This is a genomic window from Pseudomonas sp. LB3P14 (assembly GCF_054898045.1).
In genome coordinates, this window is the sequence record NZ_CM142714.1 from 4029262 (window position 1) to 4044376 (window position 15115).

The following is a 15115-nucleotide window of genomic DNA, read 5'->3' on the forward strand; positions in this document are numbered from 1 at the left end:
CTGTAGGAGCAGAGCTTGCTCGCGAAGAGGCCATCACATTCAACATTGATGCTGGCTGACACACCGCTTTCGCGAGCAAGCTCTGCTCCTACAGGAAGCAGAGTCCGAACCCAAGGAAACCGTATGAGCCTGTCACTCCTCAGCCGCTACGCCTTCTTTGCCGTCTGTGTGATGTTTACCCTCGCCAGCCTGCCCTTTCTGGAGCATGACTGGCTCTGGCCAATCACCGCCATCACCGGCATTCTCAGCCTCATGGGCCTGTTCGATCTGCTGCAAATCCCTCACGCCGTACGCCGAAATTACCCGATCCTCGGCAATATCCGTTATCTGGTAGAGGGCATTCGCCCGGAGATCCGCCAGTACCTGCTCGAATCCGACAGCGACGCCCTGCCCTTCTCCCGGGCCCAGCGTTCGCTGGTCTATTCGCGCGCCAAAAACGAAAGCGCCGACAAACCCTTCGGCACGTTGATCGACGTGTATCAGTCGGGTTTCGAATTCATCGGCCATTCCATGCGCCCGGCGCTGTTGAGCGACCCGAGCAGCTTTCGAACCATCGTCGGCGGCCCGCAGTGCACGCAACCGTACTCAGCGTCGGTGTTCAACATCTCGGCCATGAGCTTCGGTTCCCTCAGCGCCAACGCCATACGCGCGCTGAACCAGGGCGCCAAGCTCGGCAACTTCGCCCATGACACCGGCGAAGGCAGCATCAGCGCCTATCACCGGGAAAACGGCGGCGACCTGACTTGGGAACTGGGTAGCGGTTATTTTGGCTGCCGCACCGCCGACGGGCGCTTCGACCCGGAGCGCTTCGCCGCACAAGCGCAGACGCCCCAGGTGCGGATGATCGAAATCAAGATGAGCCAGGGCGCCAAGCCCGGTCATGGCGGGATTCTGCCCAAGCACAAAGTCACCAAGGAAATCGCCGAAACCCGTGGCATCCTGATGGGCGAAGACTGCATCTCGCCATCGCGGCACAGTGCATTTTCCACACCGATCGAACTGATGCACTTCATCGCGCAGTTACGCGAACTGTCCGGCGGCAAACCGGTGGGGTTCAAGTTTTGCCTGGGCCACCCGTGGGAATTCATGGGCATCGCCAAGGCCATGCTGGAAACCGGCATCCTTCCAGACTTCATCGTTGTCGATGGCAAGGAAGGCGGCACCGGCGCCGCGCCTGTGGAATTCACCGACCACATTGGTGTGCCGATGCGTGAAGGCCTGCTGTTCGTGCACAACACCCTGGTCGGCCTGAACCTGCGGGACAAAATCAAACTCGGCGCCAGCGGCAAGATCGTCAGCGCCTTCGACATTGCCAGCGTCCTGGCCATCGGCGCCGACTGGGCAAACTCCGCTCGCGGCTTCATGTTCGCTATCGGCTGTATCCAGTCGCAAAGCTGCCACACCAACAAATGCCCGACCGGCGTCGCCACCCAGGACACCCTGCGCCAACGAGCGTTGGTGGTGCCCGACAAGGCCCAACGCGTCTTCAACTTCCACCGCAACACCCTCAAGGCCCTGGCCGAAATGCTCGCCGCCGCCGGCCTCGACCATCCTTCGCAGCTATCGGCCAAGCACCTGGTACGACGCATGTCGGCGACCGAGATCAAACTGTTCTCGCAGTTGCATGTGTTCTTGAAACCGGGGGAATTGCTGACCGGTGAAGTGAATGGCGAGTTTTACTCGCGGATGTGGCAGATGGCGCGGGCGGACAGTTTTGAGCCGAACGAAGTCGCGGCGGCCTGAACCCCACGGCCCCTGTCATCGCGTTTCACCAGCGAAGCGCCTTGATCGGGGCCGGCTCTTTCATGACGATAAAACCGTAATCACCCAGCAGATAAATCCGGTAGTACGGGTTATCCACCACCGGTAGATAACCTAGATAACCCACTCGGGTCGCGTTACGTCGCTCCTTCTCCGCAACGACATTGGTGATGCCTACTTTCGGCAGGTTCTCGGCCAGCATGAAAAAGTCGATGTTCAGCAGATAGTGCAACACCGGCATCTGCTTGAACGAGCCCGCCGCCCCCAGCAGCCAGTGGTCGGAATAAGTCACCGACATGTAAATGCGCTTGGCTTCGCGCAGTTGTCGATTCGACGCTATGTCGTGCTCAAGACTAAAGAGTGCGCTGGACGTGAAGGCTTTCTGCACCGTCAGCACCCGCCCATAGGCGTACGACAGCGAAAGCATCGCCAGCAATGGAACCACCAGCACCAGCGGCAGCCGCTCGTGGATTCGTGCCAACGCCAGTTGACTCAAATAGAACAACAGCACCAACAGGACCGCGAAGCCCATCAGCGTTCTGGCACCTTCATTGAAGTCCCGGAAAAACAGCGCCATACCCGACACCAGCAAGGTCACTACCGGTAATGCCAGCACACAGATCAGGCCGATCAGAATTTTGTTCGCTGTGCTGTCCTGACGCGCCACGACGTTGAGCCCCAAGCGAACCGCGCCGGCAATGGCACACAGCAACAATCCGGCGAACACCCAGGCAAATCCGCCGTGAAACAGCAGCACGACTTTTTCCAGCACCCTGGCGATGTTGACGTGCAGTTGCAGCAACGGCTCCGCTGTCCAGTTCAGCAGCAGGGTACGATTCTGTTGAGTGAACGGATAAGCACTGACGGCGTAAATCAGGCAGCCCAGGAAGGCCTGAGCGATTTTCCAGCCGATCAACCCGCACCACTGCGGCCAGGCCAGTTTGTCATTGGCGCCCCTGAGCACCTCCAGGCAACACAACCCGAGAAACACATTAAAGGTCACCTGATACAGCCCTATCGCCAAGGCAATCAGGAAGGACGGCACCAGCCACTGCAGAATGCGCGAAGGGTGACGAAACGTGATGGCGTAGATGACCGCCACCAGGCTCAAAGCCATGGCAGGGCCGTCGTATTGATAGGACAGGTTTTGCAGAAAGAATGGGTTGTACCAGAGCGGCAACAGCACCAGGCAGCGGGACATCGTTGGCTGCGGGTAGTAATGAAACGTCAAGCTCTTCAACGCCGCGGCCATGGCCAGCGTGGCGATCAACAGCGGCAACGGAAAGATGTTCGGCGCGGCATCGCTGAAGGTGAGCAGGTTGTAGAACAGCTCGGTGAATAGCCGCCCCTGCCCCGCCCAGGCTGTACCGGCGGACAGGGATCGCCAGTTGTCATCGATATACGGATAGTCCGCGAGAATAAGCGGAACGACATACACAAAAGTCGCCAACAGAAAAAACAGCCAGACCTCGCGGCGCCCGAGTTCCTTGCTGAAAAAGTCGCTGAACCTGCCCATGCTAAATCCCGAGCCGGTCTTTGCCGCCGACGACGTCTTTGACTATATAGCGCGGCCGATGCTTGGCTTCGATGTAGATTCGGCCGACGTACTCACCGAGGATGCCGATGCCGATCAGCTGTACACCGCCGAGAAACAGAATCGCCGTCATCAACGACGGGTAACCGGGGACGCTGTTGTCGAAGAAAATCTTGTCCAGCACCATGTACACCGCGTAGAGCACCGCGAAGATCGAAATACCGCCACCGACGTAAGTCCATAAGCGCAACGGCACCGTACTGAATGAGGTCACGCCTTCCAGTGCCAGGTTCCAGAGCTTCCAGCCATTGAACTTGCTGGTGCCCGCCACTCGCTCGGCTCGCTCGTATTCCACGACCACGGTGGTGAACCCGGCCCATGACAGCACGCCTTTCATGAACAACTGATGCTCGGGAAGCGCACGTATAACGTCGACCACCTTGCGATCCATCAGCCGGAAATCCCCGACGTTTTCTTCGATCCGGGTGTACGCGATACGGTTGAGCACACGGTAGAACAGCGACGCGCTGTGACGTTTCAGGTAACTATCGGCGGTGCGATCCCGGCGCTTGGCGAGCACCACATCCGCGCCTTTTTGCCATTGGTCGATCAACCGCGGGATGACGCTGATCGGGTCCTGCAAATCCACGTCCATGGGAATCACCGCATCGCCGGTCGCATATTCCAGGCCGGCGAACAACGCCGGTTCCTTGCCAAAGTTGCGCGAGAAGTTGATCAGCAATACCTGTTCATCGGCTTGCGCCAGGGCCTTGACCTCCTCAGCCGTGCGGTCGGAACTGCCATCGTTGATGAACACGATCTCGACCTCTGCCTGGTCAAGCCTCAACTCGCGACGCACTGCCTGATAAAACAGGCTGATCGCCTGTTCTTCATTGAATACCGGAACGATCAACGAGACTTTCATGCGTTACGCTCGCGAAAGACCACGTACTTTGAAAACAGAAAGCCAAGCACCAGGCTCAATGCCGAAAACAGGGCCACCGTCAGCAGCCCGTGAAGTTTCCACACGTCTCCTGCATGACCGACGCCCAGGCTCAGCGCCCCCATGGCTCCCAAGAATAGAAGATAGCCGCCGACCGACGCCTTGGCATCGAAGGTGTAGAGCGCGTTCATGTAGAAGGAAAATGAGGCGGCAACGCAGAAGGCTGCCAGGTTGCTGACCGCCTGACTCAAGTCAGCCCCCACACTGAGCAGGAAAAAGATTTGCCAGTGGATCAGGGTGTTGGCGACCCCGACCACCGTGTAGCTGGAAAATCCTTTCCACAAAAGTTTCATGGTGACCCTCCTGTTTCACGTCATAAAACTTTGAACCTGACCACTGTCAGAAATCACAGGTTCGAGTGCCTTTCAGACCAGCGGTTCTTTATGACCAGCGGTAAGGCCCACTGCCATGCCAGGAGACATCCCGTAATACCCCGGTTTTGCAATTGCCTGCAAATCACGCCACCCTGCGCGCCGCCGATATGCGGCGCGCAACCTTTGGCGTTTTCGGCTACTCCTCATTTCACACCCGTTCACGAGTCCGCCGTCATGACGTTTGAGCGCGATCACCGAATCGACTTTTTTCGCGGCCTGGCACTGATCTTCATCTTTTGGGATCACGTGCCTCACAACCCCCTTGGCCAAATCACCCTGCGCAACGTCGGTTTCAGCGATGCCGCAGAAATATTCGTGTTTCTCGCCGGATACGCGGCCGTTCTGGCCTACGGCAAAATACTTGCGCGCGATGGCTACCTGATCGCCTGCGTGAAGATTCTGCGGCGCGCCTGGGTGCTCTACGTGGTCCATATTTTCCTGCTGGCCATGCTGATGGGCATCGTGTTCTTCGCCAACAGTCATGTGGAAACCCGCGATCTGGTGGAGGAAATGGGCCTGCATCACTTCATCACCAACCCCCAGCAAGCGTTGACGGATGAGTTACTGCTGCGCTTCAAGCCGAACCTGATGGACCCGCTGCCGCTGTACATCGTGCTGCTCGCGGGATTGCCACTGGTCCTGCCGTTGCTGGTGCGCAAGCCGTGGGCGGTCGTAGCGGTGTCATTGGCGGTGTACCTGCTGGCACCGCGGTTTGGCTGGAACCTGGCGGCCATCAAGGACGGTGTGTGGTACTTCAACCCCGTCACCTGGCAACTGCTGTTTGTCCTCGGTGGCTTTGCGGCAATTCACGGGCAGCGGCCACGGTTGCCCGACACTCGCCCGCTGTTGCGCCAGCCCTTGTTTGTCAGCGCGGCGGTGTACGTGGTGGTGACCGGCGTGATTACTGTCTCCTGGCGCTGGCCGGAAATACACGATGCCGTGATGCCAGCCAGCCTGAGCAACCTGCTGTACCCGATCAGCAAGACCGATCTGTCGCCGGTCCGTCTGCTGCACTTCCTGGCGCTGGCCTATGTCACCGCCAGGCTCTTGCCCGGCAACGGCTGGACGCAAAACTGGCTGGCGCAGCAATGCTGTCGCATGGGGCGCTACTCACTGGAAGTTTTCTGCTTCGGTGTGCTGTTGGCGCCCTTGGCGGACATGCTCAACGCCCTGACCGACGATGCGTTTGCCATGCAGGTTTTCACAGCGTTGGTGGGTGCCGGGGTGATGGCGTTGCTGGGGGCGTGGCTGGACTTCAACAAGCGCCTGAATCGATCAGTGCAAACCGCGACTGCCTGAAATGCAAAAGCCCCGGCCAATGGACCGCAATGCTGTTCGCTTAAGGTTGGGGTACATATCCGTATCTGCGGTAACGGCGGCTTAGGGGGCCGCCCTTACGGCGAGTCACTTGGAAAGCCCCAAGTAACCAAGGGCTTCTGCCCCGCCATTCGGTGCCTCGCCAGCGTTCGGCCTCTGGAAAAGGGGCAAGCAGATCAAGATCAAAAGCCAAAACCAAAGCAAGATCAACGGCACTCAGCGCTCACCCACCGATCGTTCCCACGCTCCGCGTGGGAATGCCGCCGGGGACGCTCCGCGTTCCGCTTTCGACGCTTGACTTGAGTCCTGCGCACTGGTGACGCGGAGCGTCACGGGATGCATTCCCACGCGGAGCGTGGGAACGATCAGATAGGCGAACGCATGCGCTTGAGCCCAGGCCGGCCGGTAGGCCGCCTCGCTTTTGCGGTGCACGCCCCTCGAGAGGCTTCGTTCCGGTTCTGTGCAGTGGGCAACCCGGCATGGATGGCCGATGGCGGCGGGCCCACGGAGCAGGACCGGAGCGAGAGCATGCCGAGCCTAGGCGAGGCACCGAACGAAAGGGGCAAGAACCGGGCAAGAACCCTTTGGTTACTTCCCCCGGTGTCAGGGCGGAACCCTAAGCCGCCGTGACCGCAGAAACGGATATGTACCCCAACCTTAAGTGAACAGCCTTACCGCCAATGGACCGGGGCTTTTTCTTTCAGGCGTTACGCCTTACGAAGCCGAACGCACCGCACCTTGCGACACATTGGTCGGTTGCAGCTTGAACACATAGAACAACACCGTCAGCAATACCAGGAACGCCGGGCCGACATACAGCGCCACGCGAGTGTCCGGGAAGTACGCCATCAGGCCGACCACCAGCACCAAAAACGCCAGCGCCAGATACGAGCTGACCGGGTACAGCCACATCTTGTATTTCAGGCCGGCACGTTCGCTGGCACTCAGCCCTTTGCGGAACTTGAGCTGGGCCAGCAGGATCATCACCCAGGTCCAGATCGCGCCGAAGGTGGCAATCGCCGTCACCCAGACAAAGACTTTCTCAGGCACCAGGTAGTTGAGCAGCACACCCAGCAACAACGCGCCGATCGACAGCAGCAGCGCACGACGTGGCACGCCGTTGTTCGAGGTCTTGGCGAAGCCGGCCGGGGCCTGGCCATTCTGCGCCAGGCTATAAAGCATGCGCCCGGTGCTGAAGATGCCGCCGTTGCAGGACGACAGTGCGGCAGTGATCACCACGAAGTTGATGATGCCGGCGGCGGTCTTGATGCCCAGACGCTCGAACGTCATCACGAACGGGCTGCCCTGAGTGCCGATTTCGTTCCACGGGTAGATCGACAGGATCACGAACAATGCGCCGACGTAGAACAGCAGAATCCGCCAGAACACCGAGCCAATTGCACTGGGAATCGTCTTTTGCGGGTTCTTCGCTTCACCGGCAGTCAGGCCGATCATCTCGACACCGAGGTAGGCGAACATCACCATTTGCAAGGACATCAGCACGCCTTGCACACCGTTTGGCATGAAGCCGCCATGAGCCCAGAGATTGGAAATCCCCAGCGCCACGCCGTCGTTGCCGAAGCCGAACGCGATCACGCCGACACCGCCGATCACCATCGCAATGATGGTGACGATCTTGATCAGGGCGAACCAGAATTCGAATTCACCGAAGGCTTTCACCGCGATCAGGTTGATGGTGCCCATGCTGATCAACGCCGACAGCGCCCAGATCCAGCGCGGCACATCGGGGAACCAGACGCCCATGTACACCGCCACCGCGGTGATTTCCGCGACGCAGGTCACCAACCACAGGAACCAGTAGTTCCAGCCGGTCAGGAAGCCCGCCAATGGGCCGAGGTAGTCTTGAGCATAACGGCTGAAAGAGCCTGCGACGGGGTTGTGCACCGCCATCTCGCCAAGGGCGCGCATGATCACCAGGATCGCCAGACCGCCGATGATGTAGGAAAGCATAATGGCCGGACCGGCCATCTCGATGGCCTTGGCCGAACCGAGGAACAGACCGACGCCGATACAGGCACCGAGCGCCATCAAGCGAATATGCCGTTCGCCGAGTTCGCGTTTGAGCGGGCCGCCTTGAGCGGTCTCGCCATTGGACTGGTGATTGCCAACTGGCATAGGGGTACAACCTCGTCTTGTTATTGGATATGACCACCGAGTCTCGAAGCGCTGACCGGTAAGCCATTGCTTCTGAGAAACCGGGCCTGCTTCGTGAGCAAACCCGTCTTGTAGGACAAAACCTGCAAGATCAGCGGGGCGTGCAGTATAAAAAGCTTCCTACAGGGCTTTTCACTCTATAAATCACAACATTCAGCCAGAACTCTCGGGAAAAGCCCGGTCTGCGGAGGGGCATTACCTGGCTCAAGCACGATTATTCCTTATTGAAACGGCGCGAAGTATTGCACGGTAGTGGTGCATCGTCATGTTCCTATCTACGCAGCATTTACCGCTGGATGGCTCTAATCCAAGCCTCTCCAACAAGCACCCCGCCGCCCCCCCTGTAGCAGCTGCCGAAGCCTGCGTCCGGCTCTGCGCAGCAGTCGTAAAACCAGACACCGCCGTGTTTCAGGTAGACCGAGTGGGTTGAATTGGCGACTGCTTCGCAGAGCCGGACGCAGGCTTCGCCAGCTGCTACAGGGGCTTGCTTGGATCCAGAAAAAATACGTAACAACCAAGTTCACAATTTCTTCACCAACGCCAACCACCGTCTAAGCTTCAGACAAGCCCGATCAATCTGCGTGAATGGATCAGTCGACTATGGGCGCTTTATGGCGAACCGATTCGAGTAAAAATGTGGTTCCGACTGAACGTGTGGATGAAGCGCCTTTACCTGAAAAACCTCGTAGCAGCCGCACGAAACACGGCTGGGGGGCGTTCTGGCTGTTGTTGCTGATTATTCTGATTGTCCTGGGTCTGGCTGCCGCCAAGGAAATGCGCACCTCGAAATTTCAATCCCGGGAAGTCAGCCAATTTGCCGCCTCCCTGACCTATGACCTGAAACCCGGTCCCAGCGATGCCATTCGCTATCCGGGCGCAGGCCCTTTCGACCTGCGTCTGGGCTACAGCTCCCTGGATGAATTCCTGCCGCGCCTGATCAAGCGCGATTACGTTGTTGCGTCACAAACCCGGTTTTCCCAAAAGCTGATGGACTACACCGACAAGGGCTTTTTCGTGCCCTACGCGGAGAAAATCCAGGCTGGATTGTCGATCACTGATTGCCGAGCGGCACCGCTTTACCAGTACAAATACCCACAACAGCTTTATTCAAGCTTTGCGGCAATCCCGCCCGTGGTGGTCAACAGTTTGCTGTTCATCGAAAACCGCTTCCTGCTCGATCCCCGTCAACCCCGGGCCAACCCCGCGGTGGATTGGCCGCGGTTCGGCATGGCGGTATGGTCGCAGGTCGCCAAGTTGCTGCACATGCCTGGCCAGTCGGCGGGCGGCAGTACCCTGGCGACGCAACTTGAGAAGTACCGGCATTCGCCCGATGGGTTGACGGTGTCGGGTGGGGAAAAAATCCGCCAGATGATTTCCGCCAGCGTGCGCGCCTATCAGGCTGGACCGGAGACCCTCGAAGCCCGGCAGAACGTGGTTCGCGATTACCTCAACAGCGTGCCCCTGTCGGCAGTACCGGGCCACGGTGAAGTGCACGGCATGGCCGAAGGGTTGCGCGTCTGGTACGGCGCCGACTTCAACAAGGCCAACGAACGGTTGGCCAGCACCGACACGGATCCAAAGGCCATGGCGGAAAAAGGCCTGGCCCTGCGTGAGATGCTCTCGTTGATGATTGCCCAGCGCCGCCCTTCCCACTACCTGACCAAGGGTCACGAGGAACTGGCCGACCTCACCGACAGCCACATTCGCCTGCTGGCACAGAATGGCGTGATCGATGCGCCCCTCGCGGAAGCGGCATTGGCCAGCACAGTGACCTACCGCGACTGGCAAACCCAGCCCACCATCCAGCCGATCGAAACCAACAAGGGCATCAGCGTGGCGCGCAGTCGTCTGGGCGGGTTGCTCAACCGTCCGCTGTACGACCTCGACCGCCTTGATCTCTCCGCCACCAGCACCCTGCAGGGCGAGCTGCAAACCAAGGCCACCGAGTACCTCAAACATCTGGCCGACCCGGTTTTTGCGGCGCAGATCGGCTTGATGGGCGAACGCCTGCTCACCCCCACCAGCACCACGCAAGTGCGCTACAGCTTCACGCTGTTCGAACTGACCCCGGACGGCTCGCGGGTGCGGGTGCAGACCGACAGCACCGACCAGCCGTTCGATATCAATGAAGGCAGCAAGCTGGAACTGGGCTCCACTGCCAAGATGCGCGTGCTCACCACGTATTTGCAGATCATCTCCGAGCTGCACGATAAATACGCAACGATGACCGTCCCGGAACTGAAGAAAGTCGATGTCCCGGACCAGGACCGTCTGAGCCGCTGGGCCGTCGATTACCTGATCCAGAATAAAGACCGCAACCTGCTGGCAATGCTTGGCGCCGCGCTGGACCGCAAATACTCCGCCAGCCCCGGCGAAGCGTTCTTTACCGGTGGCGGGTTGCATGTGTTCCATAACTTTCGCAACGAAGACAACGGCCGCATGCCGACGCTGCGCGATGCAATACGTGAGTCGATCAACCTGCCATTCATTCGGCTGATGAGGGATCTGGTGCGTTACACCACGTATTCCGGCCCCAACAGCAGCGCCGAATTGCTCAAGGACGACCGCGACCCTCGGCGTCAGGAATACCTGGCCGAGTTCGCCGACCGCGAGGGCACGTCGTTCCTGCTGAAGTTCTGGAAGAAATACAAAAACAAAGACACCCAGGCACGGCTCGAAACCTTCCTCGACAGCATGCGCCCGACGCCGATTCGCATGGCCGCCGTGCATCGTTATCTGCTGCCGCAAGCCAGTCAGGAAAGCTTCAACACCTTCGTGCGTTCACACCTCAAAGGCGCCAAGCTCACCGAAAAGCTCACGGATGAACGCCTCCAACGGCTCTACGAAAATTACGGCCCCGGCGCCTACGACCTGCCGGACCAGGGCTTCATCGCCAAGGTTCACCCACTGGATCTGTGGTTGATGGGCTACCTGCTGAACAACCCGGATGCCAAGTGGAGCCAGATCGTCAAAGCCAGCCAGTTCGAACGTCAGGAAGTCTACAGTTGGCTGTTCAAAAGCCGTCACAAAGGTGCGCGCGACAGCCGCATTCGCACCATGCTGGAGATCGAAGCGTTCCTCGACATTCACCAGCGCTGGCAGAAAGTCGGTTATCCGTTCGATCACCTGGTGCCGTCGCTGGCCACCGCCATCGGCAGCTCCGGCGACCGCCCGGCGGCGTTGGCTGAACTGATCGGCACCATTCTCAATGACGGCGTGCGCATGCCGACACTGCGTATCGACAGCCTGCACTTCGCGGCGAACACGCCGTATGAAACCACGCTGATCAACGACCCGGATGTTGGTAAACGGGTGATGCCTTCCGAGGTCGCCACGGCCATGCGCGAAGCCTTGTCGCAAGTGGTCGACGCCGGTACGGCCAAACGTGTTTCTGGCAGTTTCATCACGCCGGATGGCAAACCGTTGGCCATGGGTGGCAAAACCGGGACCGGGGATAACCGTATTGAAGCCATCGGTTCGGGTGGACGGATTCTGAGCTCGAAATCCATCAACCGGACGGCGACTTTCGTGTTCTACATCGGCGATACCCATTTCGGCACCTTGACCGCGTTCGTGCCGGGGCGCACGGCTGAAGCCTTCAAGTTCACTTCGGCGTTGCCGGTGCAAGTGCTCAAGGGCATGGCGCCGATTCTTACGCCTTATCTGCAACCTGGCAGTCACACGCAGTGCCTTCCTGTTGAAGTTGCGAGGCGTTGATGGCGTTACCTGAAAGGATTGAAGCACAGTGCACCAGATGAAACCGCCCGGCCACCATTGGACGGTTTTCAACAGGTGCTCAGACTTCTGAGTCCCAGATCACCGCGACATTGCCGGTATATCGCTTCCCCTGACCCGGCTGCAACATCTGCTCCACGTAGACGCTCGGAATTTCAAAGTGCAACGTCGCTGGCGCGCGATCCAGATACCGCGCCGGTTGGAAGGCCGTGCCCTCCGGGTTGTTGCTCAAGGGGCGGCGCTTCACCGGTTGGCCCGCCGTGTCGGTGATGCTGTCGGGCAGGCTCACGCTCAGGTAGACCTGCGCATTCGTCGCGCCGTTGGCCGTGTCGCGCAATGCGCATGCGCCGACGCCGGCGTATTCGCATTCAAAGTACATCTTGAAGCGTGAGGATGCCGACAGGTTGAAGGTCTGATCGCGAAATAGGCGGGTGGGTTTGCTTCCTTGCTGCAGCCAGGCTTGCCAGCCACCCTGCGGCACCAGCGCGATCTTGTTGCCGCCGGGAGGAATGTCGACCTTGAGCACATGCTGGGCATCCAGAAGTACCCTGAAGGTCAGGCTCGAAGTGTCCGGCAACAGGTTGTCGCCGGCATCGATGTCCTGACCCGGACCTACGCTGTAGGTGAGTTCACCCGCGTAAATACCCGACGACATGCCGATCGGGTTCGGGGTGCGCAGTTCATAGGCCACATCCAGGTAGTCGTAGGACATCCACGGGATCAGGAACGCCGTCTGTTTTCCGCACACTGCCTCAGCGGGGGTAAACCAGAAAAACCGGAAAAAGTCAGGCCCGTAGGATGCCATCGCTCCAGATTCGCAAGGCCTGGGCGCAAGTCCCCAACCTCGCCCCACCCAGAGCGCTTCATGCGCCTCCGGCCCCCCCGGTACGCCAGTCAGCTCGCTCGCCGTATGACTGAGCACATAGCGTGTACCAAATCCGCCGATCCGAATCTCCACCGTTTCCGCTTCACCGGTGACGATGTTGCGCACCGTCAGGCTGCGCCATTGGGCCGGCATCTTGAACATCCCACCGTCACGCTCGAAGGCTCCCGGCCTGATCGCCTGCACCGACGCAAAGCGTATCGGCGCCGAAAAGCCCATCAGGTTCTGGCGTAGGCAATCATTCGGATACTGGCCACAGTAACCGCTTTGCGGCGTCTGATTGATGAACTTGTTGGTCTGCGGGTTAGCCGGATCGGGGACATAAACGGCGCGGATCTCCTGAGTGATCGACAGCGCCGACACCGAAAACATTCCACCGCACAGGTAAGCCAGCAGTGCTCCCCTGATGACCTTTTTGCACTCGCGCACGCTTGAAAACATTGGCTATTTCCTTGCCCCGGTTAGTTGGATGTCCTTTCAAACCTTCGATGGTCACCCCGCAGGCGCCGCCACGTTGAAAACAATATTGACGGTGCCGTAATACTCACCCGGCTTGTAGCCACCAGCCTGTTCCCTGGGATCAATCTCCAGGTGCACACGACTGCCGGCCATCGCGTCCTCGACCGACACCACCTCTTGAGGTATCGGGTCGTGACTCAACTCCTTGCCGTTGAATCTGACGCGCAACACGATGTTGTCGCGCGAATCACCGCCGCTGGACAAGTAAGGAAAACTCTCAAGACGCGCCTCGATGGCGCTGCCGTCAGTTTTCACATCGAAGCTCTTGCGCAACCCGCCCAGCGTCGAGGCGTGGATATCCCACGGCAGTGTCTGTTCGCGGTGAATCCAGTCGGCTTCGCTCGGAATCACGTAAAAACCCAGGGTCGGAATATCCACCGACACCTCGAAAATGTGTTTTTCCTGGGCCGCGAATGCCGACGGATGGATCGACGTCGGGATGCTCACGCACAACGCGATGACCGCTTGCTTGATCATGTCAGGTACCTCGGAGTCGATAACAAGTAAGGCGCCACCAGCCGATCATTCCCCCGGTGCCTTGGCGTTGAACAGCAGCAACACGTTGCCGTCGTAATCACCTGGCTTGTAGCCGCCGAGTGGTTTGATCGGGTCGATTTCCAGCAGCACCCGGGTGCCCACGGCAGCCTCGGCCTGTGACACCACTTCCCGGGGGCGAATATCCTGGCCCAATACCACGCCGTTGAATTTGACGTGCAACAAAATCTCCTCGCCCGGCCTGCCGTTCGACAGGTAAGCGGTGCGATCCAGGCGCGCTTCAATTGCACTGGTGTCGTGCCTTACGTCGAAATACTTGCGCAACCCGCGCATGGTCGAGGTGGGGTAATCCCAGATGAGCCGCTGCGGGCGGTGAATCCAGTCCGGCTCCACCGGAATGATGTAAAACGGCCGACTGGGGATGGTCAGGGTGACCTCGAAATTGAGCTCCTCCCGGGCCGCCCAGCTCGGGACACTCATCAGTGTGGCGAAAACCATCAGTGCGGCGACGGCGCATTGCTTGTTCATGATCGATACCTGGCGCGTCATGGGCGGCGGCCTTAGCGGCGCGCCACCTTCAGGTCTTTTTTGCTGTCGCCTTCGATCAGCTTGAAACGGTATTCACGGCCCGGCTCCTTGTCGAAGGCGAAGGTTCTGCCGGCCATGACGTGATGTTTGGTCGTCGCGCCGCAATCGGTTTCCTTGGTCAGCGAACAGCTTTTGAACTCGTCGACGACCATCACCGTGTTGCCGTTGTTGCGAATTTCGTAGCGGTCTTGAGTCTCGTTGATGGCCGTATCGAAACGGGCATCCTTCGGCCGTACGAAAAACACGATGCCGAAGCCGGTCATCACGTTGACCCCGGCCGACAGGGACTTCTTGTAGTCTTCACGCTCCTCCTGGGAGACCACGAATTCGTCTTCCTTTTCCGGCACCACCGGCACGAACCGCACTCGGAAATAGCGCTCGCGGTCACGTTCGCCCATGTACAGCAAGCGAGTGCCCTGCATGCCCTGAGCCGGCACGATCAGCCGTGCGGGGCTGGCCATGATGCCGTTGCGCGAAGCACCGTCGGCGGCGTTTTCAATCGGGATTTCCCGCGATTTGCCGTCGGCGTCATAGACGATTTCCAGCACGTTGACCTTGACGAACGCGGTGCTGTCACCGCTGTTGAATACCCGCTTGAGGTAGGTACTTTTGTCGCCATCGAGATAGTCGTACACCGTGCCGACATTGATCTGCGGCCCGGCATTGGCCGTCATGCAAAACACACCGGACATCAACAGTAAAAACAGACGTGTCATCGTCTTCAACCTCGT

General features: G+C 59.2%; 11 protein-coding genes. 3 read left to right on the forward strand and 8 right to left on the reverse strand.

Going from position 1 to position 15115, the window contains the following annotated elements:
* Nucleotides 1-123 precede the first annotated feature (123 nt).
* The gene (locus ACYZT5_RS18650; RefSeq protein WP_462046851.1) at nucleotides 124-1743 is read left to right on the forward strand and encodes an FMN-binding glutamate synthase family protein; all 1620 of its coding nucleotides are present in this window, start codon (nucleotides 124-126) and stop codon (nucleotides 1741-1743) included.
* A 25-nt stretch (nucleotides 1744-1768) separates the two neighbouring features.
* On the opposite strand, the gene ACYZT5_RS18655 is transcribed toward ACYZT5_RS18650, so the two are convergent.
* From ACYZT5_RS18655 to ACYZT5_RS18665, 3 genes are read right to left on the reverse strand one after another with little or no spacing between them, the layout of a single operon-like run.
* Nucleotides 1769-3277 carry a glucosyltransferase domain-containing protein gene (locus ACYZT5_RS18655; protein WP_462046852.1) on the reverse strand — a complete coding sequence of 503 codons (1509 nt, stop codon included), beginning with the start codon at nucleotides 3275-3277 and terminating at the stop codon, nucleotides 1769-1771.
* A 1-nt stretch (nucleotide 3278) separates the two neighbouring features.
* On the reverse strand, nucleotides 3279-4220 hold the full coding sequence (locus tag ACYZT5_RS18660) for a glycosyltransferase family 2 protein (RefSeq protein ID WP_462046853.1): 942 nt from the start codon (nucleotides 4218-4220) through the stop codon (nucleotides 3279-3281).
* The gene (locus tag ACYZT5_RS18665) at nucleotides 4217-4591 is read right to left on the reverse strand and encodes a GtrA family protein (protein WP_462046854.1); all 375 of its coding nucleotides are present in this window, start codon (nucleotides 4589-4591) and stop codon (nucleotides 4217-4219) included. The genes ACYZT5_RS18660 and ACYZT5_RS18665 overlap by 4 nt, the downstream gene beginning before the upstream one ends.
* Nucleotides 4592-4846: 255 nt before the next feature.
* Here ACYZT5_RS18665 and ACYZT5_RS18670 point away from each other — a divergent pair, with 255 nt between their 5' ends.
* Nucleotides 4847-5971, forward strand: coding sequence for an OpgC family protein (locus tag ACYZT5_RS18670; RefSeq protein WP_462046855.1), 1125 nt, complete (start codon nucleotides 4847-4849; stop codon nucleotides 5969-5971).
* A 732-nt stretch (nucleotides 5972-6703) separates the two neighbouring features.
* Here the strand turns inward: ACYZT5_RS18670 and ACYZT5_RS18675 are convergent.
* Entirely contained in the window at nucleotides 6704-8125 is a 1422-nt protein-coding gene (locus ACYZT5_RS18675) for an amino acid permease (RefSeq protein WP_462046856.1), read from the reverse strand.
* Nucleotides 8126-8764: 639 nt separating this feature from the next.
* On the opposite strand from ACYZT5_RS18675, the gene ACYZT5_RS18680 reads away from it, so the two are divergent.
* The gene (locus ACYZT5_RS18680) at nucleotides 8765-11881 is read left to right on the forward strand and encodes a transglycosylase domain-containing protein (protein WP_462046857.1); all 3117 of its coding nucleotides are present in this window, start codon (nucleotides 8765-8767) and stop codon (nucleotides 11879-11881) included.
* 79 nt (nucleotides 11882-11960) lie between these two features.
* On the opposite strand, the gene ACYZT5_RS18685 is transcribed toward ACYZT5_RS18680, so the two are convergent.
* Genes ACYZT5_RS18685 through ACYZT5_RS18700 form a run of 4 tightly spaced genes read right to left on the reverse strand, consistent with a single transcriptional unit; the run spans nucleotide 11961 to nucleotide 15100 of the window.
* The gene (locus ACYZT5_RS18685; protein ID WP_462046858.1) at nucleotides 11961-13223 is read right to left on the reverse strand and encodes a hypothetical protein; all 1263 of its coding nucleotides are present in this window, start codon (nucleotides 13221-13223) and stop codon (nucleotides 11961-11963) included.
* Nucleotides 13224-13274: 51 nt separating this feature from the next.
* Entirely contained in the window at nucleotides 13275-13778 is a 504-nt protein-coding gene (locus tag ACYZT5_RS18690; RefSeq protein WP_462046859.1) for a CS1 type fimbrial major subunit, read from the reverse strand.
* 45 nt (nucleotides 13779-13823) lie between these two features.
* Nucleotides 13824-14324 carry a CS1 type fimbrial major subunit gene (locus tag ACYZT5_RS18695; protein WP_462046860.1) on the reverse strand — a complete coding sequence of 167 codons (501 nt, stop codon included), beginning with the start codon at nucleotides 14322-14324 and terminating at the stop codon, nucleotides 13824-13826.
* A 32-nt stretch (nucleotides 14325-14356) separates the two neighbouring features.
* Nucleotides 14357-15100 carry a molecular chaperone gene (locus ACYZT5_RS18700; RefSeq protein WP_462046861.1) on the reverse strand — a complete coding sequence of 248 codons (744 nt, stop codon included), beginning with the start codon at nucleotides 15098-15100 and terminating at the stop codon, nucleotides 14357-14359.
* Between the last annotated feature and the right edge of the window lie 15 nt (nucleotides 15101-15115).